Origin of the sequence: Chloroflexus sp. MS-G (assembly GCF_000735195.1) — a bacterium.
Lineage (GTDB): Bacteria > Chloroflexota > Chloroflexia > Chloroflexales > Chloroflexaceae > Chloroflexus.
Genome location: NZ_JPIM01000020.1, coordinates 18,185 through 39,397 on the forward strand (window position 1 = coordinate 18,185; position 21,213 = coordinate 39,397).

General features: G+C 54.2%; 17 protein-coding genes and 2 tRNA genes. 8 read left to right on the top strand and 11 right to left on the bottom strand.

The genetic code is table 11. The annotated features are described in order from the left end of the window. Nucleotides 1-142: 142 nt before the first annotated feature. Together mntA and hepT are read left to right on the top strand one after the other, a co-directional pair. Nucleotides 143-646, top strand: a complete 504-nt coding sequence (gene mntA / locus JE47_RS0105495) for a type VII toxin-antitoxin system MntA family adenylyltransferase antitoxin (protein ID WP_236631142.1) — start codon at nucleotides 143-145, stop codon at nucleotides 644-646. Then, the gene (hepT, locus tag JE47_RS20365; RefSeq protein WP_035419056.1) at nucleotides 552-989 is read left to right on the top strand and encodes a type VII toxin-antitoxin system HepT family RNase toxin; all 438 of its coding nucleotides are present in this window, start codon (nucleotides 552-554) and stop codon (nucleotides 987-989) included. The genes mntA and hepT overlap by 95 nt, the downstream gene beginning before the upstream one ends. 433 nt (nucleotides 990-1,422) lie before the next feature. Here hepT and JE47_RS0105505 read toward each other — a convergent pair whose 3' ends face one another. The 11 genes from JE47_RS0105505 to JE47_RS20950 form a co-directional block, all read right to left on the bottom strand. Beyond that, on the bottom strand, nucleotides 1,423-2,316 hold the full coding sequence (locus JE47_RS0105505) for an isoaspartyl peptidase/L-asparaginase family protein (RefSeq protein WP_031458793.1): 894 nt from the start codon (nucleotides 2,314-2,316) through the stop codon (nucleotides 1,423-1,425). 72 nt (nucleotides 2,317-2,388) lie between these two features. Beyond that, nucleotides 2,389-2,464: transfer RNA gene (locus JE47_RS0105510), tRNA-Ala, on the bottom strand. Nucleotides 2,465-2,470: 6 nt separating this feature from the next. Continuing rightward, nucleotides 2,471-2,546: transfer RNA gene (locus tag JE47_RS0105515), tRNA-Ala, on the bottom strand. Between the two features lie 783 nt (nucleotides 2,547-3,329). Continuing rightward, the gene (locus tag JE47_RS0105520; protein WP_031458794.1) at nucleotides 3,330-4,538 is read right to left on the bottom strand and encodes a glycosyltransferase family 4 protein; all 1,209 of its coding nucleotides are present in this window, start codon (nucleotides 4,536-4,538) and stop codon (nucleotides 3,330-3,332) included. A 141-nt stretch (nucleotides 4,539-4,679) separates the two neighbouring features. Further along, nucleotides 4,680-5,816: a glycosyltransferase family 4 protein gene (locus tag JE47_RS0105525; RefSeq protein WP_031458795.1), complete on the bottom strand. Its 1,137-nt coding sequence runs from the start codon at nucleotides 5,814-5,816 to the stop codon at nucleotides 4,680-4,682. A 3-nt stretch (nucleotides 5,817-5,819) separates the two neighbouring features. Continuing rightward, nucleotides 5,820-8,051 carry a hypothetical protein gene (locus tag JE47_RS0105530; protein WP_236631143.1) on the bottom strand — a complete coding sequence of 744 codons (2,232 nt, stop codon included), beginning with the start codon at nucleotides 8,049-8,051 and terminating at the stop codon, nucleotides 5,820-5,822. A gap of 9 nt (nucleotides 8,052-8,060) precedes the next feature. Continuing rightward, complete coding sequence (locus JE47_RS0105535; protein WP_031458797.1) at nucleotides 8,061-9,716, bottom strand: polysaccharide biosynthesis C-terminal domain-containing protein; 1,656 nt, start codon at nucleotides 9,714-9,716, stop codon at nucleotides 8,061-8,063. Further along, the gene (locus JE47_RS0105540) at nucleotides 9,713-10,570 is read right to left on the bottom strand and encodes a class I SAM-dependent methyltransferase (RefSeq protein ID WP_031458798.1); all 858 of its coding nucleotides are present in this window, start codon (nucleotides 10,568-10,570) and stop codon (nucleotides 9,713-9,715) included. The genes JE47_RS0105535 and JE47_RS0105540 overlap by 4 nt, the downstream gene beginning before the upstream one ends. Before the next feature lie 12 nt (nucleotides 10,571-10,582). After that, on the bottom strand, nucleotides 10,583-12,994 hold the full coding sequence (locus tag JE47_RS0105545; protein ID WP_236631144.1) for a hypothetical protein: 2,412 nt from the start codon (nucleotides 12,992-12,994) through the stop codon (nucleotides 10,583-10,585). 780 nt (nucleotides 12,995-13,774) lie between these two features. After that, nucleotides 13,775-14,257: an SBBP repeat-containing protein gene (locus JE47_RS20945; RefSeq protein WP_051871071.1), complete on the bottom strand. Its 483-nt coding sequence runs from the start codon at nucleotides 14,255-14,257 to the stop codon at nucleotides 13,775-13,777. Nucleotides 14,258-14,259: 2 nt separating this feature from the next. Continuing rightward, nucleotides 14,260-15,924, bottom strand: a complete 1,665-nt coding sequence (locus tag JE47_RS20950) for an SBBP repeat-containing protein (RefSeq protein WP_051871072.1) — start codon at nucleotides 15,922-15,924, stop codon at nucleotides 14,260-14,262. Nucleotides 15,925-16,150: 226 nt separating this feature from the next. Here JE47_RS20950 and JE47_RS0105560 point away from each other — a divergent pair, with 226 nt between their 5' ends. From JE47_RS0105560 to JE47_RS0105585, 6 genes are all read left to right on the top strand, one after another. Further along, on the top strand, nucleotides 16,151-17,692 hold the full coding sequence (locus tag JE47_RS0105560) for an acyl-CoA synthetase (protein WP_031458800.1): 1,542 nt from the start codon (nucleotides 16,151-16,153) through the stop codon (nucleotides 17,690-17,692). Nucleotides 17,693-17,708: 16 nt separating this feature from the next. Then, nucleotides 17,709-18,776 carry an alpha/beta hydrolase gene (locus tag JE47_RS0105565; RefSeq protein ID WP_031458801.1) on the top strand — a complete coding sequence of 356 codons (1,068 nt, stop codon included), beginning with the start codon at nucleotides 17,709-17,711 and terminating at the stop codon, nucleotides 18,774-18,776. 75 nt (nucleotides 18,777-18,851) lie between these two features. Then, nucleotides 18,852-19,628 carry an alpha/beta fold hydrolase gene (locus JE47_RS0105570; protein ID WP_031458802.1) on the top strand — a complete coding sequence of 259 codons (777 nt, stop codon included), beginning with the start codon at nucleotides 18,852-18,854 and terminating at the stop codon, nucleotides 19,626-19,628. A gap of 14 nt (nucleotides 19,629-19,642) precedes the next feature. Further along, a complete protein-coding gene (locus JE47_RS0105575) occupies nucleotides 19,643-20,032 on the top strand; it encodes a MaoC family dehydratase (RefSeq protein WP_031458803.1) in 390 nt (129 codons plus the stop codon). Next, on the top strand, nucleotides 20,029-20,817 hold the full coding sequence (locus tag JE47_RS0105580) for an enoyl-CoA hydratase/isomerase family protein (protein ID WP_031458804.1): 789 nt from the start codon (nucleotides 20,029-20,031) through the stop codon (nucleotides 20,815-20,817). Before JE47_RS0105575 ends, JE47_RS0105580 begins: the two co-directional genes overlap by 4 nt. Next, entirely contained in the window at nucleotides 20,814-21,173 is a 360-nt protein-coding gene (locus JE47_RS0105585) for a dehydratase (protein ID WP_028459662.1), read from the top strand. The genes JE47_RS0105580 and JE47_RS0105585 overlap by 4 nt, the downstream gene beginning before the upstream one ends. Nucleotides 21,174-21,213: the final 40 nt, after the last annotated feature.

Sequence of the window (21,213 nt, forward strand, 5' to 3'; positions counted from 1 at the left end):
CGATGGTATACTTTCCAAAAGAACGTCGTGCTCGCCTTCGACATTCAGACCGACGAATCCATCTGCACCACGTATTATTCCTTTACTGTCATTTTTGCACGGTGTCAGGCAGTGGGTGCAGTGAGGAAGTAAGGAAACGCTCATGCCAGCGCTAGATATTCAGCATTTGCAGCAGCAGATCGAAGCAATGATTCACACTCAACCAGATATTCGTCTTGTCTACCTCTTCGGGTCGCAGGTAAGCGGTGAGACCGGACCGCTGAGTGACGTTGATCTGGCGGTTCTGCTCAGGCACGGAGTGTCAGTAATACAAACAATATCACAGCTCGAATATCTCTTTTCGCAACTACTGGACGGGAAGAAGATAGATGTAATTATTCTTAATCAGGCACCAATCGAATTAGCCTATGCTGTCATTGCGCAAGGCAAGATCGTGTACCAACACTCAATTGCCGAACGAATCGAGTATGAAGCAGAGGTTATGAGTCGTTACGGAGATTATCTCCCTTTTTTGCGAGCACAGCGCCAGGAGATCGTGAAAGGGACAGGCAATGAGCGTCGAGTTCAGCGGTATCGAGAGGCGCTTGGACGAACTCTACGAGCGCTTGGCTCGTCTGACACCGCTACGCAGTCGACCACAAACTGAGTTTATGAGTGATCCATACTTGCGCGACATTGTGGAGCGCAATTTAGAGGTAGCAGCGCAATGCTGTATCGACATCTGTCACCGGATTATCGCACTGGAAGGCGCCCAGAAACCGAGTAGCTATTATGAGGCAATTCTTCGGATGGGAGAACTAGGGATAGTATCTCCAGCATTCGCCAGGCGTCTTGCACCAATTGCAGGTTTGCGGAATATCCTGGTTCACGAGTATCTCACCGTGGATTGGAATGAGGTGTACGCGAGTCTGGCGAAACTAGACGATCTGGCTCACTTTGCGGATTTGATCCGCACATGGTTGAGCAATCGCAGCTCGATAAACCCATGATACAACTGCTCAAGATGTCTTTTTGCGATGTTCAAATGTGATCAAAAAACCGGGTTATTGATCATGCTCGCAGTGCCTATCCGAAAATCGGAAACTGAGTCTCCCTACTGGAGCGAAACTGGTATTTCTTACCGCTCACTCCAGAAGGGTGTTTCGGATCAAACCAATAGAGGGGCAGTTTCCGCAACGCCCCCTACTAGACGATGGGTATCGGATGCACAGATCGGCAATGCAGGTGGTTCATCATCACCTATGCCGTTCGATTCTGTAGGGATACGGCGCTGCCGTGTCTCTACTCGTCGGCCCTCGGGTACTATCTATCGATCTGTCAACCCACTAATGCCCGATGGATCATACATTCCGTGGTAGCATAGCACTACCACGCTCCAGTGCCCCCATCACGGCGAGGAGTCTCCCCTGTCGGGTTCTACCTTTACACGCCAGCCTGAGCCGCACCGTGGCTGGTTATGTAGGCATACGCCATTCGTGACGTATTCCACGCCAGACCAACCTCACCATTCGGTGTCAAGACAATAACGCCCCCACGACCACCGGCAACTAGTTCGGCTAACAGATGAATCCCGCGCTCGGCAGCCACCTGCGGCGGCAAACCATCTTCAAGTAGCTCAACCACTCTTCGCGCCAAGGCCACTCGTGTGATCGACTCGCCCCAACCGGTACATACTGCTGCACCAACAGGAGTTGCGTACAATCCACACCCAACCAGGGGAGTATCGCCGACCCGACCCGGCAGCTTAAACGGCGTGCCACCGGTTGAATTAGCCGCCACCAGATTTCCTTCGCGGTCAAGGGCAATCGCGCCGACAGTATCGTGACCACTGGTAGGAGGGGGTGGCAGAGCGCCCTTTTCTTTCCATTCGAGCCACAAGCGCCGTTCACGTTCCACAATCAGCTCGGCATTCTCGCAAAGGGGAATGCCAACCGTTGCCGCAAACTCCTCGGCGCCCGTGCCAACCAGCATCGTTGCCGGCCCCTGCAACACATAGCGCGCCAGCGTGATCGGGTTGCGGATTCGGCGTAATCCGGCCACTGCACCGTAGCGCAGGGTTCGTCCATCCATCAGGGCAGCATCGAGTTCAACCGTACCGGCACTGGTCAATACTGATCCGGTACCGGCATCAAAGATCGGGTCATCCTCCATCACTCGTACTGCTGCTTCAACCGCCTCGAGTGCACTACCACCGTTCTGAAGAACCTGCCAGCCAGCGGTACGAGCAGCAACACAGCCAGCAATATGGGCTGTTACCTGATCATCAGGAATAGCCCACGCGCCACCATGCACAATGATCGCCTGTGATGATTCCATTGCCACCGGTTCACCTGCTATTTCCTTACAAGCTGAAAACAAAAGCGCCGCCACAAGGCGGCGAATTGATGGTGGTGGAGCCAAGGGGATTCGAACCCCTGACCTCAACACTGCCAGTGTTGCGCTCTTCCAACTGAGCTATGGCCCCTTACCCTGGTGGAGGTGAGGGGATTCGAACCCCTGACCTCGACAGTGCGATTGTCGCGCTCTTCCAACTGAGCTACACCCCCGCGCTCACGCCGTTTTATCTTACCACGACCGCAAGGGAATGTCAAACGACGCGATCAGGTTCGGGTAGCAGAGGGTTTCAGACATGCTCAGTTTTGGAGTACGTTCGATACGGTTCACCAGCAGAGCGATTCCAACACCCATCACCCTTCTGTTACCGATGACTCCCGCAGTGACCCGGGTGCGCGGGCCTCCGGCCCGCGTTATGTGACGAGAAGACATTGGCGCGCATAGGAGCACACCAGCGGGGGCGGGTTGGCCCCCTACCCTGCGCTAACGGATACCATCGGCATCCTCACGAGGATACTGGTCGCAACCACTTTTTGAATAGAAAGCTGCCGCTGCTGCGCATGTTTCTGCGCTCGTTTCACGTTCCGCTCCCTGCGCTCCAAACTGCTGCTGGGTGGTATGAAAACGTTGCAAATCCCTACTTCCGTATACCAGGGGGGGGCTTAACGGTGTACAAACCTTCTAACCGACGTATTATCTCTCCTATAAGGGACATAGAGGGACAGTTGCGGTGGGTTACAAATCCGTTTCCCTCATCCACTCCTATTCCCTCTCATACCTGTCACCGCATCGTAGAGTCGGGTTCCCAACCCGACCGCAATTGCGTACTGATTAACCGATGGGTTCTAGCCACGCACCCAGGTGATCGTATAGAAGTAGCGCACGTCTTATCATCACGCCTAGAGCATTGCTCACCTTTCCCCAACCCCCTTCTTTCCCTCCCACACGGGAATATGAAAGGGAAGTTCGCGACCACAACCGAACATCGAAAACTCTTACTCCCGTACCCGTTGATAGGTCGCCAATACCTGAGCAACCAACTGTTGAGGTGCGAAGCGCTCACGCATTGCCCGTTGACCACCGGCTATCAATCGAGTACGTAACGCGGCATCATCAAGCACCCGCAGCATGGCGTTCGCTAACGCAGCCGCGTCGTTATAGGGCACGAGTAGCCCATCTTCACCATCGCGAATGAGTTCATTAATCACCGGGATGTCAGTGCTGATAACCGGTACGCCGGCGGCCATACCCTCCAGGATGGGCAGACCGAACCCCTCGTAGCGTGATGGAAAAGGTAAGATAGCGCTGGCCCGCAAGAGCGCCAGCTTCTGTTCTTCACTCAGAGTACCAAGAAAGTGCAGATTAGCAGCCACACCAGCCTTCTCGGCAAGACGTTGTAATTCGGTGCGCTGAGCAGGATTATGAGTAACAAAGACAAAACTGGCTTGCGGGTAACGCGCAATCACTGCTGGCATCGCTGCCACCAGGAGATCGTAACCCTTACGCGGAGTTAGTTGTCCAATGTAAGGAATGATTGGTGGCGTTACATTCAACGCTAGCTCCGGTGATGGGCCGGTCATAAAATCCATGTCGAGCCAGAGCGGAATGACGGTCATTGGTTGCGTAAAACCGAGAGAACGCAGTACCTGCGCCTCATGATGTGAACAGGGAATGAAGGCAGTGACATCACGCAGGGGACGGTGAATGGCGTAGTTTCGCCAGTGATCACGCCAGTTTCCATCTTGCAATCCACGCCGGATGAGTTGCCGAAATGAGTAAATTAACCGTTCGGGGTGCACCGATGACTCATAAGGACGCTCACGGTCAGCAACCAGCCAACGATCATGATACGGGCCGAGCCAGGTCCACACTATCGGAATACCCCATCGGCGCAACCAACGCACCGCCTGCAAAGCCAATACGTTACGGGGGTGAATCACATGGGCAATGTCCGGGCGTGGTAGCGTCTCAAGGGCAGCAATGGTTTCATACCCAGGCCAGAGTTGCGGACGCACCCGTCGCACAATGATCCCGTCGATTTCCTCAACCCGTGCCGAAAGACCAAGATGTGGTTGATCGGGCTGCCAGTATGTGAGCGCCATCACTTCATGACCAGCAGCGACCAGAGCCTGACCTAACGTGCGTTCAGGCCAGTTCCGAAAATTGCGGCTGACGCCACCCAAACCAATAATCAGAATGCGCATACCGTGTTCACGAGATAGTCAATCCATTTGCGCCATCACGCATTCTGCCTGTAGAATCGGGAGCAGCGAATGCCGGTGCTCGTTCGCGTATCCGACTTCCGTACTTCCCCCGCTGGCAGAGAGGAATGTTGTTCTATTGTATCAAGCGTGTTGTTGTGCTGACTCTTGCAGCACTGCTCGATAGACTGCTTCAATCCGATCCACAATTGCCGGCCAGGCAAACTGTGCTGCCCAGACTGGTGCGGCGGCGGCAAGCGCTGCCCGTCGCACCGGATCGCTCAGTAACGAGTTTACCGCATTCGCCAGTGCTTCCGGATCACGCGGTGGGACCAGCAACCCGGTTTGACCATCGGCCACGACCTCAGGAAAGCCACCGAAACGAGTGGCCACAACCGGGAGACCACAGGCCTGTGCTTCAACCGGACCAATCCCAAAGGTTTCACTCGCGTGGCTAGTTGCTACCAGCAGATCAACCGAGGCATAGAACGTTGGCAGTTGCTGTCTGGGTACATTCCCCAGAAAGCGTACCCGATTGACCAGCCCAAGCTCATACGCAAGCGCTGACAGGCGTGGCCGGTCTTCACCATCACCGGCAATCAATAGAATCGCATCGTCGATCTGGGTCAATGCCCGGATCGCCGTCTCAACTCCTTTCCACGGCTGCAACCGACCGACGAACAGCAATAACGGCGCGGTCGGCGGCAAAGCGAGACGTGTCCGCAGCGTTGGATCGGGTGGTTGCGGGTGAAACAGACTCGTATCGATCCCGTTGAAAACCACTTCCGGCGTAAAACCGTAGCGACGAGCGATGGTTTGGGCGTTGAAGCGTGAACAAGAAACGGCACCATCAACCTGGCGGGCCAGCCATCGGTCGCCACGGTAGAAGTCTTCGCCATGGCAACCAAGAATCACCCGTGCCCCACTGAGCCGTCGCGCCAGCAAAGCAGGCGCCAGATCATACGGTTTTTGCAAGTGAATAATCTGATACTTCCCACGTACCAGTGTTGGCAACGCGGCAACCGCCATTGTCAACCGCTCGAGAAGCTTGGCTTCAGCGTAGGCACGTCGTAGCGGCGGCAACGCTTGCCAAATCCGCCGTGAAATGTAGGGAAAGGTGTAGACACGGACTCCAGGCGCGGCCTCACGTCGTTGCCCGACCCCACCCAAAATATCAACTGCATGGCCTCTTTTCGCCAGCTCACGGGCCAGATCCCAGACAAAGCTCTCAACTCCGCCAATTCTGGTGGTCGTTGTCAGATTGTAAAGGGCAATACGCATAGCTTACCAGATCGTGTAGAGCGTTAACTTCATAATGACGAAGAATGCCAGGGTTAGCCCCAGATAAACGATCAGACGCCGACGAAATTGCGTCACTGACCCGTCTCCAAGCTGACAGGCAACCAGTACGGCGACAAACGGATAGGTGAACATCCAGATTCGTTCGACCTCACGGTTAAACAGACCACTCAACCACATCCCAATGACTAACACGCCCAACGATCCCAATAATGCAGCCCATAACGGACGCCAGCCTACCGTACCCGCCTTCACATAAAGGCTACTCAGTGCCGCCAATACCCAAGGGGTAAGAAACGCCAGATATGCGACCAGATTAGCAGCGGCAAACCGTAGATAGTAGTCGTAACTCGGTGGCAGAAATGGTGTAGGCGGTGGCCCATATTCGCGAAAGCGACCCATCATTTCGCCGTTGATCTGGGTCGCAGTACGTGATGCACTGATCACGTTGAAACCGGTAGCGATGAAGAGGATGAGGTAGATACCGATAATGATCCCAGCAGTTATTGCTCCCTGGCGGACAACCCCGACCAATACAGTACGCCAACCCATGTGCGGAATATAACGGGCGAGGGCAAAGCTGGCTGCGGCTACACCAAAGAAGAAGAGTTGCGTGGTTGCATAGGTCATAAACAGAGCCGCTGCGATGCACAGACCGGCCACTACTGCGAGCCATACCCGGTACGGCGGTTCAAGCGCGAGGAAAAATGCGGCTGCGCCAGCAGCAATGAGCAGGCTGAAAACGCCATCGAGTGACGTGACACCGTAGATCATCTGACCAGGCAACACTACGGCCAACATCCCGGCAGCCAGAGCTAGACGACTGCCACCGATCTGCCAACCCAGCCAGACCGCAACCAGCGGGATGAGGGCTGTCAGTCCGATAGTGATCCAACTGGTAGCAACTGCTCCTGGTCCAAATATCTGTTCGATTAGCCACAAAAACAAGATAGCGCCTGGCGGATGGGTACTACCGTGCACTGACAGTCTCGGTGCAATCGTCTCAAAGTTTGCCAGAAATCTAAGTGGATCACCGGCGACCTGCGGAGTATCGCGCAGATATTCATAAGGACTGTCCCGAAAGAGCGCAATCGGTGCATCTACACCATGAACGGTTATGTCAAATAAAACCGGTAATGCCAGTGCTCCGCCCAGCGTATAGATAACAACCAACCCTGCCGAGAGCGGACGGGTCAGCCACCGTAATCCAAGTGCAAACCAGCCGATGGCTAGCACGATTGGGACGAATACCCACCAGGTAAACGACGGGTCGATCCGCGACTTAAGCGGCCAGACCCCACGATGACCGCTGATTTGTTGTAAGAGCCAGAATGTGACCAATATGACCACACCCCAGAAGAGAGTAGCCAGCAACTCGTTAAACCGGTTCTGGCGAAGACGGCGAGAGCGGGTGACCAGTAATCCAGCTCCACCGAGCCAGATACCAACAACGGTTGGTAATGACCAGCGTAGCGTACCAACCCCAAACGGCACCAGACCACTGATCAGACTATACCCAACCAGACCAATGCCGACAGCAACCATCGTCGTTGCTACCAGAAGCGGCACGCCACTCAGATGGAGAATGGTCAGCCATCCCAGCGCCAGAGCAAGACCGATCGCCAGTGAAATTGGATCAGGGATCACCGGCGCAGCCGCCGGTAGTGGCTGTACCTCCAAGCCGTAGAACGGTACACCCAACCAGCGGGGATTGTTCGGATCACGCACTGCATTGCTCTGAATAGTGAGGCAGACAGGCGTAGCCGATTGTTGATCAACGCCGGTTAAGAGCGTATAACGGCGCAATTCTGGCGCCAGCGCTACTGTTACCGGTACTGCACGACCGGCAATCAGTGTCACCGTTTCTGTCCCAAGTGAGCGTGCATACGCCCCCGCCAACCGCACACTTACCAGACTACGTGATGCGTAGCCAACACCTTCAATGCACAACCGACTCTCGCCAGTTGTCCAACGAAAATCGCCAAATTCACTCGGTTCAACCTGGTTTAATCCAACCATAAGCCAGCGGCTGACACTCGCCGGCGCCAGGGTTAATGGCCGAGCAACGTTCGCCATTAACCAATTGACACCAACAATCAGCAGGGCGATTGTCAGGTATGCCATGAATCCTTGCAGCAGAGCGATTCTTTGGGCATGGTTTAGCACAAGCCATGGACGGATGATCACCGTCATCAGGCGTTGGTCGCCGCGTATCATGGTCAATCCTCAAATCAGGCGTTGCAGCAATTGGCGGAAGGGGATGCGCCACTGGAGCACTTGCGTGCGATCAGCTTGCTCCAATCCACCGAACAGGCGCAGGGCAACGAGAAAGCACAATGCGCCGATACCCGCCAACAGTAATAATTGGATAGCCAGCCCCAGGCGTGCGATCAGATCAACTGTTCCGGTTGGTACAACGATCAGGTCACGCAAGACAGCAACCACGATAGTCATTAGCACAGTCGCCCCACTCACCCGCAAAGTAAAGCGCCACGGCCAACGCAGCCCTAGATAACGCATGCCAGCCAGTGTCACCCAGAGACCAGCGGCTATCCGTGCCAGCCCGAAGGTCAGCGCCATCCCGATTAGGCCAAACTGAGCCGGAAGCCAGAATGCAAGCACAATCACCGTGAGTAGCGCTGCCAGTCGAGCAGCAACCACCACTTTGAGACGTTCATTGACCATCAGCGCATTATGAGCAGTGGTCAGCATACTCTCGCCAAACAGACATGGGGTCAATACCCACACGATTGGCGCAGCGTCGAAATATTGCGGACTGATGACCAGTAACGCCGGTGCAGCTAACAAGATTAAACCAACACCTCCCGGTACCATCAACAACAACTGCAAGCGGATCAGCGACTGGTACGCGCCATTGGTAGTGCCACCTTCACCCTGACGTACCCGCGTAAAGAGTGGTACCTGCACGCCGACTAACGGCGTGTAGAGATAGCTGAGCGACATACGCACCAGCAATGCACCGGCGGCCAGTAACGAAACATCACGAATATCACGGTTGAAAAAATTGATAAACTCAAAACTGGCAATGAAATCGGTTGCTGTCATTAAATACGAGACACCGGCATAGCGGATGAAGCCAGGCGGCAGGGCTTGCCATAAATCACGTAATCCGTCACGCAGATCGGCAAGCAGGCTTGCACGAGGTTCGCCGGTTAGACCAGACTGTAAACGCCAGACTTGCCAGCCAGCCAGCATCACGGCAATGGCCGGTGCAACAATCATCGCGATCAACACACCTGGAATATCCCAGCGGTCAGGGAGAACCAGGATGGCGATCACAACCAGCACCTGCGGGAGCAATCCGGCTACCAACGTAATACTGTTCCAGGCCTTTTGGCGAAAGAAGCTACTCAGTACCGCCATGAGCAAGTCGTAGAGTGCTCCCAGCCCCAGCAAGATAACAATCGCTGCGATGATAAACCAGTGGAACTCGGCCACAAACTGGCTCAGCTCTGCTCGTGCAGCAGCTTCGACACTCACCTCACCGCGTAACAGACCCTGTAAATACGCTTCGATCTGACGGTGCGCCAGGGCTAAACCTGTGGCAATGATAACCAGAATCATCAACTGCAAGCTAGCGACCAGAAGAAACAGACGCCGTGCTGCCCGTGCGCCTCCGGTTCGTTCGGTTTCAGGAATATACTTCGGGAGAGCACGGGCAATCCCCAGATCGAGCGCAGTGCCGAACAGATTGCTGGCGCCACGTACCAGAGTAATGATACCGAAACCAGCCTGAGAAAGTTGATTGAGCTTAATCAGCGTGGCGATGACTTCAGCCAGTAATCGTAACGGTGCAAAGAGGGTATTCCACAACACCGCCTGCGACACCTGAGTCGCTAACGACGGACGCCGGATCGTCATACGCCCTCCTTGCGCAAATCTAGCTCGAACATACCGGCGTAGAAACGCCGTTGCCAGCGATAGGCAGTCTGCTCAAGCCCGATCCGGCGCAACACGCGCCGCATCGCCCGTCGTAGTGGTTTTCGACTCGGCAACTGACCGGCCAGCAACGCCTGTTCTCGTAAATCGGTCACGGTAAAGCCCAATTGATTGCACAGACGCACCAGATCGTGGTAGTGAAAGTAGTGCATTTCGCTCAGCCGCTGCATATCACGAAAGGCAGCCCCTCGTTTCGTGCGGCCACGCAGCTCGATCACCAATTCAGCCAGTGGTCTAGGCAACCAGTTGATCCCTCGCATGTGGTAATGCGGATCGATCCAGGCCCGGCGATTAATTGCCGTTATCAACGCATGACCACCTGGCCGCAACACGCGGGCCAGTTCGCGTAAGACCGCAACGGGATCATTGACATGCTCGAGCACATCCCACGCGACTGCCAGATCAAACGCCGCATGGGGCAATGGTAAGGCTTCGCCGGCAGCATTGATAATCGGTAGAGACAACCGGTAACGCGCCGCCCGCAGCCGAATAATTCGACAATAGTCAGGGTTGTACTCGCACGCTGTAACCCGCGCCCCGGCCAGGGATGCGGCAACGGCAAAGCCGCCCATGCCGGCTCCCAGATCGAGGATACGTAGCGATTGCACTTCACCCATCACCCGCCGAACCTGGGCCAGGCGTTCGGTTTGATAACGCTCTTGATGTAACCGACGCTCACGCCACGCGCTAAAGTCACGGCGCCAGGTCATATGTTGGAGCCACGGATCAATCGCCGCAGCCAGTTGTTCATCGATCGTTTGACTTGGATCGCTCATACCGTCAAGACCCTAATTCTGTACCGGTGAAATACTGATTCGCATGATCCACAACCAGAGCGCACTTCCCAGCGAAAGCAAGAGCGTCGCAAGTACAAACAGTCGGCTCGCCTGGCGCTCCCACAGGCGTTCGGCAATAATCGCCCATGCCAGACAGATCAGGGGAATGAGATAGAACAGTTGCTTATCAACCATTGAAATGCGATAACCGGCCAGCAAGAAGAGCAGCGCAACCGTGCCCCAGGTTGAAGCAACCAGCCAGAGCAGCGGTCGTGAACGCATCGCCCAATAGCCCGGCAAGAAGAAGATCAGTGGAATAGCCAGGCCATAATACAGGTAGTGATTCGGCCAGATATGATAGCCAAGATGTGGCACAAATGACCACAGATATTCGAGGAATGGCGGTCGTGAAACACCAACCGTCTCCGGCCCACGGGTAAAGACCGTTGCCAGGTACGGCACTGTTCGCTCAACAATAGGAAGAAAATACTGTCCGTAGTAGATCGCGATTGCCAGCCCAAGAGCAGCGGCTGTCGCAACCCAGAGTGGAGGCAACCCTACCAACAACGCCCGCCACTCGGCGCCGCGTCGCGCATTCAGCCAGACCAACAGCGTCAGAATGACCAGGAAGACACCAGTAAAGACACCGGTGACCGTGTAGACGAGAAAGGTAAGAACGAGCAGTGGAACAAACCAAACCTGGACTCGCCATTCACCGAGACGATCCCATGCCAGTAGAATCGCCGTCTGCACAAGCAGATTGAGCCACAGACCGGCCGAAGTCGGTACATTCCCCCAAATATGGAGCAAAAAGGTTACCGGTAGCACTGCATAGGTCACTCCGGCCAGCAGTGCCGTTCGCTGCGAAAAACCACCCTTGAGCGCAATTGCTGCGATCAGCACTACGCGCGACATATCCATCAGCAGGCTAACGAAATTCGCCGTCGTCTCCATCGGCCAGGGAAAGATCACGTAGCTTGTTGCCAGGATATGAAACCAGGGTGAATATGGAATCACCGGCGGGTTGCGTCCCCACTCGGCTACCGGCATTGTGGTCTCATTGAGCGGGCTATTCACACCATAGTAGAGCGGCAGCGCACCATCGAATATGATGCGGCGTGCTTTATCCATATGCCAGAAGACATCGATCCCGACAAAATAGGGGTAGAGCATGCCAATGCCTTTGAGCCAGAATCCGATCAGGAAGACGATCAACAGTGCGGCGGTAAACTCAGACGATACCGCCACCCCCGTCTGTCGAAACAACCAGTGCGTAAGTGGACGCATTAATAGCATTAATCCCAGACTCAGTACCGTCAATGCGGCTAGACGGTCGATCATTTGCCCACTGGGAAAACGATAACTGACGATTGCCCACCCTGCCATTGCGACAACCAGTGTCAGGCCGGCTGTTGCCCAACCGGTTGCATCGAGCCACCAACGGCGCTTGATGTCAACGGTCAGTAAGGCGAAACAGCCAAACAGACCGATAACGGTAAATAGTGCCAGGCCGAGGGCGGCTGGAGGTGGGATCAAGATTGTCAACCACGAGCTATCGGCAGGAACAATCGCCAGATCGGCAATCAACACCCCTAACGGTCGCGGATCGCGGTACGGATTAGCCTGTAACGAGATCCGCAGGTCGCCGCTCCCCATCAATGACGCTGGGATCAGGAGTTGTAATCGTCGCATCTGCGGTTGTTCAGGCAAACGGGCCAGTTCAACCCCGTTTACTTGCAGCCGCGCATTCACCGGCGAACCATCAGGGTGGGCAACGACCGCATCGAGTCGCAAAATCCAGCTTCCCTGCCCTAGACGCGGAAACAATATCTCGCTCTGGTCGGTGCTCCAGCGATAAGTACGGGCAGGTGCCAATTCAACCGCTAACGGCACACCAGCAGGCGGTGTTTCGCCACCGACCAATGCTGAAACCAATTCAAAGGTCAGGGTCGGCGCTGCCGCAATATGGGCTGGAATCTTTACGAACATCTCACGCCCGTTCCGGCGCGGCATCTCGACACGCACGCCATTCACTGCTGCTGCCGACTCACGTTGTAAGATGATCGGGTCAGCCTCCGGCCGTGCCTCAATCCGCGCCAGCCATACCCCTTTGCGCTGACCAGGGATCGTTACCGTTGCCGCACCTGCCGGCCATTCAAATCGCTCAAATGGACCAGCCGCATCAATTTCACGGGCGTTAAATCGCACTAAAAACGCGCTATCACGGTTATCCCCAACATCAACAAACACCGCTGGACGCACTGCGTAGCTCACGACGAGTACAGCAACCGTAACGATTGCCAGCCAGAGCATCGGCAGCACAACACCGGATACACGATGGGTCTGGAGATTGGTTGTAATCTCAGTTCGTCGTTTTAAGAGTGAAGGTGTCATCGCATCGCCCAATATGTGCAGATAGCGCACATTCCTTGTTTTTCTCACCGCCGCATTGTACCACGTTCGTTGCCACGGCCGTGCGGTTCTATTCTAACCCGGCAGAAATGCAGGATAGAGGAGCGAGCGGTAGGTGCGAGTTCCTATCCCGCTACGATCTTCCTCACACCGTGAGAGCAGAAGCAGAGCGCCAGGAGAAAGGTGAGGCAATCTAGCGCTCCCCAGCGCGAACCTCGAACTGTTCACGGATGATGAGCAATGTAAAGTGGGGATAACAAGGTTTACCGATCTTCCTCGTCAACTTACCGGTCAGGGTGGGTTCCTCGACGGTAGATTGATGTGGCGGCTGTCCCTTCCACGTACCCGTAGAAGCGACGGTCATGGAGTCGCACAGCGACGTGCTCATCCTCAAGTAGGAGAAGCCTGTCCATACCAGCCCTATCTGGGCGAACTGTCTATCATCCTGCTACTCTGGAATGTTATACCAGTTCTGTCAAGCTGAACCGCAGACAAGAGAGGAAGGGTTCAGCGTTCTCTGCTGGGTGTCACCGACGCACCAGAGGCAAAACTCTGACGAAGATCATGTCTACCAGATGCACAGGCCGCTGTCCCGCAGATGCAGTGGACGACTGTGATTTGAAAAGCATGACAGACAAAGAAAGGAGCAGTTAGATAGAGTGGTACCACCATAACATTTTCAGGTAAGTGATCCATACGCTTTGCAAAGCACAAAAAACAATGAAAACAGCGGCAGGTATAGTAGTACCACTATGCCGCTGTATCGTTGAGAATCTTGTCCTTCACCACTCCTCAGCGTACTGTTAGTGGGATGTAAAGACTAAAAGGAAGTGTGAGCTTGCTAATAAATACATCAGACGCCGTATTATACGTCGGGTCATATACCTCTGAAGTCGTCTGGAAATCTGCCGATGACGTCATTCCTACTACATATAAGTTCTGTTGAGTATCCAATGCAATACTCGTAACAGTTTCCTGATTACTCCCACCGATGAAAGTAGCAGCGGACAGTTTTCTCAGATCGCTACTTAACCTGACAATGAACCCATCAACATTGCCGTTGTAGGTTGGATCGATTGTCCCTCCTGAAATTGGAAAGTCTGGCGAAGAAGTATAACCTGCCACATAGATATTGTTTTGATTATCAAGTACAAGTGCCATAGCAAAATCACTACCAGTCCCACCGAGAAAGGTTGCAGCAGTCAGGGCACTCAAATCATTACTTAACTTGGCAATGAATGCGTCTCTAAAGCTATTCTTGAAGGGAGCAACCACGCCTAAAGTTGTTGGGAAATTACTGAATTGCCTGCAATGTAGATACCACCTTGATCGTCTAAAGTAATAGTGGTAGCCTCATCCCAATCGCTTCCACCGATGAAAGTGACAGCAATACGATTGCTTAGATCATTGCTTAATTTGGCAATGAACGCATCTCGATCGCCATTGTACCCTGTGTCCACTGCATTTGAAGTTACCGGAAAGTCAGCAGAATAGGTATCACCTGCTACATATACATACCCACTACTATCCAAGACAACAGTAGTAATTCCTCCGTCATCTACACTCCCACCAAGCAGGGTAACAGCGATAAGGGTGCTCAGATCGCTGTTCAATTTGGCGATAAACGCATCAGTTTCCCCATAATGAGTCGTGCTTGTCGTGGTTGGAAAGTTGGTAGATCTAGTATAGTCTGCTACATAAATGTTACTCTGAGCGTCAAAGTAGAGATCTGTGACCGCTTCATTGCTGTCGCCTCCGATGAAAGTAGCAGTGATTAGTGTGCTTAAATCACTGCTCAACTTCGCAACAAACGCATCTTCTGAACCATTATGGCTCGCATCTATTGAGATTGCAGTCATTGGGAAATTAACAGATTCGGTGTAACCAGCCACATAGACATTACCCTGTGAATCTATACCGATCGTATTACTTTTTTCAGAATTATTTCCGCCAAGAAAAGTAGCAGCAATAAGTGTAGTTAGATCACTACTTAACTTAGCAATAAAAACATCACGATCACCACCATTGTAGCTGGTGTATGCTGATCCCATAGTCGTTGGGAAAGAAGCAGAATCGGTTTCTCCAGCAACATAAACATTACCCTGCGAATCCAACGCAACGGCACTGGCAAGTTCATCAGCGGGCCCGCTTCCTGGACTCCCTAAAAATGTACTTGCTCCCAACAAATGTGACACACTGACTGGTGATGTTGTCCGATGTACAGGCCTCGCTGCGTCTGACAATATGAATGGAGCATTCATCTCGTGTGCATCTGTCACTGTTGGCGCTAGAAATCGTACTGCGCGACCTAATCTTTTATCTACCACCGGTAGCGGTAAATTCACAAGATGTTCGCCTACCTTCACAGCTAGTTCGCCACCAGTAACTCCAATTATTGTACCTCCTGTAATATGCAAACGTACCGTGTTCAAGTTAGGAGTGCCATCAGGAATTGCCTCTATCTGGAAGCGTCGCTCTTCAAAAGATAGAAGAAGCGTGAGTTGGGGTAGCAACCCTGTAATCCGAACACGCGACCACACCGAAACATTCGATTGCCATTGGTTGGGATTGTTGCCTCTAAGGAACGAAATCTTGGTTGAAAGTGGGTCGATGAGTGTAACTTCGGCTTGAGCAGTAAACCCATCGCTGTAGAAGCTCATTGTCAGCGGTGGTGCACCTTTTACTGTGAAGTGGAGCCGACCATCTCGACTAACGCCTAATAGAGCATCCTTTGCTAATACTACTGCTGCAAAATCATTAGGAAAATAACCATGATTCTCAATAAAGAAATTACTGTCGCTACGAGCAAATAACGGTTCTTTAGATGTTGGTAAAACTAGGTTGGGTATTGAGAATAAACGTACCTGACTTGCAATAATAAGGAACAGACCGACCAACCAAAGCAAAGGACTAGGGCGAACAAACGGAACAGTGTACCGCATACAATTACCTCTGTATCGTTCATGGTTTGGTTGGAGAAACGAAAATAGTATACACCATTTTGGACAAAGAGATTCCATACCGCTTTCCCTATACACCTAACCATCCTCCACTTCCTGTTACCGATTTGTTACCGCCGCGCAACCCGCACCTGCTACCCTTAACGGCAAATCCCCGGCTGTAAGCTGCGCATCTGCGCTATCGCGGCGGTGACGCCGCAGTTGACACATGGAAGTGATGAATCTTGGCGATTGGCTCGGTCGACGCGCCCAACTGTCACCGACCAGTGTGGCGTTGTTCGATGCCCAGCACGGTATGCGACCGATTACGTACCGTGAGTGGAATGAGACGGCAAATCGTACCGCTCATCTGCTGCGCGAGTTGGGAGTTTCGCGTGGTGATCGGGTGGCAACGCTGGCCCAAAATTGTGTTGATCTGCTCGATCTCTGGTTTGCATGCGCAAAACTGGGCGCAATTCTGCAACCACTGAACTGGCGGCTTACCATCCCTGAGTTGCGCGATCTGATTGCCGACGGCGAACCAAAAGTACTGGCGTATGGGCCTGAATACGTTGCAACAACGCTGGCCCTACGCATTCAGACACCGTTCGTTGCCCATTGGCTGGCGATTGATGCGGCACCGCCGGCCAATCCGTCCGATCCGACCATCGATCAACGTGCCGGGTTGCCAGCTCAGTTCACGCCAGTTCCCCTCAGTTGGGACGATCCGTGGGTGATTTGTTACACGGGTGGCAGCACCGGTACTCCTAAAGGCGCAATTCTCACCTACCGCAGTATTACTGCGAATGCCGTCAATACCGTTATGAGTTGGGGTCTTCGCCCTGATGATGTCGCGATCCTCAATGCACCCCTCTTTCATACCGGTGGGCTGAATGTCTTTACAGCGCCATTGGTTCAGATTGGCGGCGCCTCGATTGTGTGCCGTACCTTCAATGTCGATCAGGTTTTTGATCTAATTGACCACGGACCGGCAACGCTCTTTTTTGGTGTGCCAACCATGTTTATCGCTATGCAGCAGCATCCGCGCTGGCCGACAGTTGATTTTAGCCGGATGCGGATCGTGATCAGCGGTGGCGCACCATGCCCTGAACCGGTCTTCCATGCCTTCTGGGAGCGCGGCATTGATTTCAAGACCGGTTATGGTCTGACGGAGGCAGGGCCAAATACCTTTTGGCTGCCGCCTGAACTGGTGCGGGTGAAGCCAGGAGCCGTTGGCTATCCATTGATGTTTATCGATCTGCGCGTCGTTGCCGCCGATGGCCGTGAGTGTGGGCCTGATGAAATCGGTGAGTTGCAAATCCGTGGCCCGCATGTCTGCGCTGGTTACTGGCGTAAGCCGGCTGAAACAGCGGCGGCCTTCGTCGATGGCTGGCTGCGGACTGGCGATCTAGCTTGCTTTGATGCTGATGGTTGCTATCGGATTGTCGGGCGGTTGAAAGATGTGATTATCTCCGGCGGTGAAAACATCTATCCGGCAGAGGTGGAGAGTGTTCTGGCCGCCCATCCGGCCGTTGCCGAAGTTGCATTGGTTGGCATGCCCGATCCGCACTGGGGTGAAGTTGGCTGGGCGGCGGTGGTCGTGCGTCCTGATCGGGACTTTTCTGACCAGGAATTGCTGAGTTTCGCAGGTCTGCGCCTGGCCCGGTATAAGCTACCGAAACGGATTGTGACCTTACCCGAATTACCCAAGACCGGTGCCGGTAAGATCGATAAGCAGGCTCTGAAGCGGATGTTTCAACAGTTGCAATAACAGAGCGGAGATACATATGAGTAAGATTCCCACCTTGCCCGGTATTACGTCAACAATGGTCGCGACCAGCCGTATCCAAATGCACGTTTTGAGCAGTGGCCCTGAGACTGGTGAACCGGTGCTCTTTATTCATGGTAATGCTTCGTCGGCCACCTTCTGGGAAGAGACGATGCTCGCATTACCAGATGGTTTTCGGGCGATTGCACCCGATCTGCGGGGCTATGGAGAAACCGAAGACCTACTCATTGACGCGACTCGTGGCTGCGGTGATTGGGTCGATGATTTGCTTGCGTTACTCGACACCCTAGGGATCAACCGTTGTCATGCGGTTGGTCATTCGCTAGGTGGAGTTGTGCTCTTCAATCTGATCGCCACAGCGCCCCAGCGGATCAAAACGGCTACGCTGGTTGCAACCGGTTCACCCTACGGTTTCGGGGGGTGTAAAGGGTTGAACGGCGAACTTTGCTGGCCAGATGGTGCCGGATCAGGTGGTGGCACAGTCAATCAGACATTTGTTGAACGGATGGCTGCCGGTGATACAACCGAAGAAGCAGGGCCGGCAGCGCCACGGGTGGTGATGAACACGTACTACTGGAAACCGCCGTTCCGTCCGGCCCGCGAAGAGGCGCTGTTGGCCGCGATGTTGAGCGAGAAGGTTGGCCCCCAACGGTACCCTGGCGATTTCAAACCCTCACCAAACTGGCCAGGAGTCGCACCAGGGGTCTGGGGACCGATCAATGCGATCTCGCCACTCTACGTCGGTGATGCGGTTGAACGCTTTATCGCTGCTCATCCCAAGCCGCCGATTCTCTGGATACGCGGCGCCGATGATCAGATCGTCAGCGATATGTCGTTGTTCGATGTTGGCACACTCGGTCAACTCGGCGTCTTACCGAACTGGCCCGGCGCAGAACTCCATCCACCACAGCCGATGATCGGTCAGACGCGGGCAGTGCTCGAGCGCTATACCGCAGCCGGTGGCCGATTCCGCGAACTGGTCTTCGCCGAGTGTGGTCATACACCGTATATCGAGCATCCTGATCAGTTCAATGCTGCGTTCCACGAGCATCTCCGTCATAGGTAGGAATAGGTTTCGCAGTGGCGTGCTGGGAAACAGCAGCACGCCACAAAGTCGGGCAAACGTGTGAAAGGGTTTGCTATGCCAACAATACAGGCCGGAGACCTTAACGTACACTATCTCGACGTCGGTGATGGCGAGCCGATTATCTTCGTCCATGGAAACTGGGCCAGTAGTGGCTGGTGGCTGCGTGTGCTCGAACGGCTGCCTGCCGGCTACCGGGGCCTGGCCCCTGACCTACGTGGTCGTGGGGCGACGCAAGGACCAGATAGCGACTATCGGATGTCATCAATGGCTGCCGATCTATGGCGATTTGCCGATGCACTTGGGATCGAGCGCTGCCATCTGGTCGGTCACTCGCTAGGTGCAGCTATTGTCTTGCAGGCGGCTCTCGATCAACCCGACCGAGTCATCACACTTGCCGTGCTCGCACCGCCGTGGGTTGATGGTATGCCAGATGAGGTCTATCAACCTGACCGACAGCAATTGTTGAAAGATAACCCCGACTTTTTCGCGCAGGCGATTAAAGCAATGGCACCCACCGCGCCCGAAGACGACCTGTGGCGTGAATTGGTCATGATCGGCCACAGTCAGCGGCTCAGCGCCGCCAACGGCGCTATCGATGCCCTGCGCGAGTGGAAACCGGGTGATCGGTTACGCACGATCGGGGTACCAGCGTTGGTGATGGGTGGCGAACTTGATCCACTGGTCACCACTGAAACGGTACGTCGGGCGGCTGAAGCGCTTGGAGTTGAAGCGCAGATTATTCCAGGCGTTGGTCATTCGGCTAATCTGGAAGCGCCTGATCGCTTTCTCGCCTTGCTCTTGCCGCATCTGGCGCAGGCTCGTTCTTCCTGAAGGGAATACTGACAATGGATATGCTCCCGGTAGGTACACGCTATCAGCGCACACACACGATCACACAGGCGGAAATCAATCGCTTTGCAGTGATCAGTGGTGATACGAACCCGATCCATATCGATCCGGTCGTGGCAGCTACCAGCCGTTTCGGTCGCACGATCGCCCACGGTATGCTGCTATACGGCTATATACGGGCAGCGCTGCGGACGCTGGCCCCACAGGCAGTGCAGCGGACGCAAACGCTAAGCTTTACGCATCCGGTCTTTGCTGACGATCGGGTAACGGTTGAGGTAGAAGTGATAGAACGACAGGCAACTACGATCCGCTGTGCGGTGAGTGTTGCCCGTCAAGATGGAAAAGTGGCCTGTGGCGGGGAGACAGAACTAGAGATAAGGGCATGAATGACGCAGTTACCATGGTTGCCCATAGCCCGATTATGACACTCACGCTCAACCAACCCGAACAGCAGAACCGGCTCAATCCGGATTTGTTGACAATCCTGTTACGCCGACTCACCGAAGTACGCCAGCATCACGGTTTACGAGCTGTTGTGTTACAGGCGAACGGTGAGTCTTTTTCAGAAGGCACCGATCTGGCTGAACTGGTTGCTCAGATCGATCGCGTTGCCTATGCCGACCACGTGCTTAGGCTGTTGCATCAGGTTATGCTTGCGTGCATCGAGCTGCCGGTTCCGCTGATTGCCGCTGTACAAGGGCCGGTTAGTGGGAGTGCTATCGGGTTAGTGCTAGTAGCCGATGTCGTTCTGGTAACGCCAAAAACCTGTTTTACTTCTCGTGCAACGACCTTTGGTCTGTGCCCGGAAGGCGGTTGGACAGTCCTTTTACCCCGCCTGATCGGCTATCGCCGCACAACCGAAATTCTCCTGCTCGAACGTCCGATCACGGCTGAAGAAGCAGTCACGTGGGGATTAGCCAATCGGCTTGTGGCCAGTGGTCATCTTACAGAAGAGGCACAGGCCCTGGCCCACCAGATCGCTACGCAGATGCCGGGAAGTGTGGCATGGACGCGCCGCTTGCTTTGGGCCGAGCGCGATCAGATCATCGCCGAGCTACATCGTGAACGGGAACTTTTTTGTACGCACGTTCGGTCGATTGAGGCCGACATTGGCTTAAAGGCCTTCCTGGATCGCCAACGGGCGATCGTAACTACGGAGAGAGAATTATGACGTCACTGGCAGTAGGAATGCAGGCGAGTGTGCAGCGGGTTATTGATCAGCAACTGGTAGCCGAATATGCAGCCCTCTGTGGCGATCAGCCTCAGCATACCGTTCCCGAACCACTTATTGGCGCACTCTTTTCGCAAGTGTTGGGAGTTGAACTTCCCGGCGCCGGATCAGTCTATCTCCGACAGTTGTTCACTTTTATTGATGTTGCGCAGATTGGTGAGACCTTGACCGCTACGGTCACCATCACCCACATTCGACCCGATAAACCACTGGTCACGCTACGTACTACCTGTACCGGTAGCGACAATCGCCTCATCGTTGATGGCGAGGCGCTGGTGATGGTACCACAATCGTGAATCGTCACTATGTTCGGGCAACTGCCCGCCGGAATAATGC

Coding starts and splice junctions, on each gene's coding strand:
- mntA (WP_236631142.1), top strand. CDS start 143: ATGCCAGCGCTAGATATTCAGCATTTGCAGCAGCAGATCGAAGCAATG.
- hepT (WP_035419056.1), top strand. CDS start 552: ATGAGCGTCGAGTTCAGCGGTATCGAGAGGCGCTTGGACGAACTCTAC.
- JE47_RS0105505 (WP_031458793.1), bottom strand. CDS start 2,316: ATGGAATCATCACAGGCGATCATTGTGCATGGTGGCGCGTGGGCTATT.
- JE47_RS0105520 (WP_031458794.1), bottom strand. CDS start 4,538: ATGCGCATTCTGATTATTGGTTTGGGTGGCGTCAGCCGCAATTTTCGG.
- JE47_RS0105525 (WP_031458795.1), bottom strand. CDS start 5,816: ATGCGTATTGCCCTTTACAATCTGACAACGACCACCAGAATTGGCGGA.
- JE47_RS0105530 (WP_236631143.1), bottom strand. CDS start 8,051: ATGATACGCGGCGACCAACGCCTGATGACGGTGATCATCCGTCCATGG.
- JE47_RS0105535 (WP_031458797.1), bottom strand. CDS start 9,716: ATGACGATCCGGCGTCCGTCGTTAGCGACTCAGGTGTCGCAGGCGGTG.
- JE47_RS0105540 (WP_031458798.1), bottom strand. CDS start 10,570: ATGAGCGATCCAAGTCAAACGATCGATGAACAACTGGCTGCGGCGATT.
- JE47_RS20950 (WP_051871072.1), bottom strand. CDS start 15,924: ATGCGGTACACTGTTCCGTTTGTTCGCCCTAGTCCTTTGCTTTGGTTG.
- JE47_RS0105560 (WP_031458800.1), top strand. CDS start 16,151: ATGGAAGTGATGAATCTTGGCGATTGGCTCGGTCGACGCGCCCAACTG.
- JE47_RS0105565 (WP_031458801.1), top strand. CDS start 17,709: ATGAGTAAGATTCCCACCTTGCCCGGTATTACGTCAACAATGGTCGCG.
- JE47_RS0105570 (WP_031458802.1), top strand. CDS start 18,852: ATGCCAACAATACAGGCCGGAGACCTTAACGTACACTATCTCGACGTC.
- JE47_RS0105575 (WP_031458803.1), top strand. CDS start 19,643: ATGGATATGCTCCCGGTAGGTACACGCTATCAGCGCACACACACGATC.
- JE47_RS0105580 (WP_031458804.1), top strand. CDS start 20,029: ATGAATGACGCAGTTACCATGGTTGCCCATAGCCCGATTATGACACTC.
- JE47_RS0105585 (WP_028459662.1), top strand. CDS start 20,814: ATGACGTCACTGGCAGTAGGAATGCAGGCGAGTGTGCAGCGGGTTATT.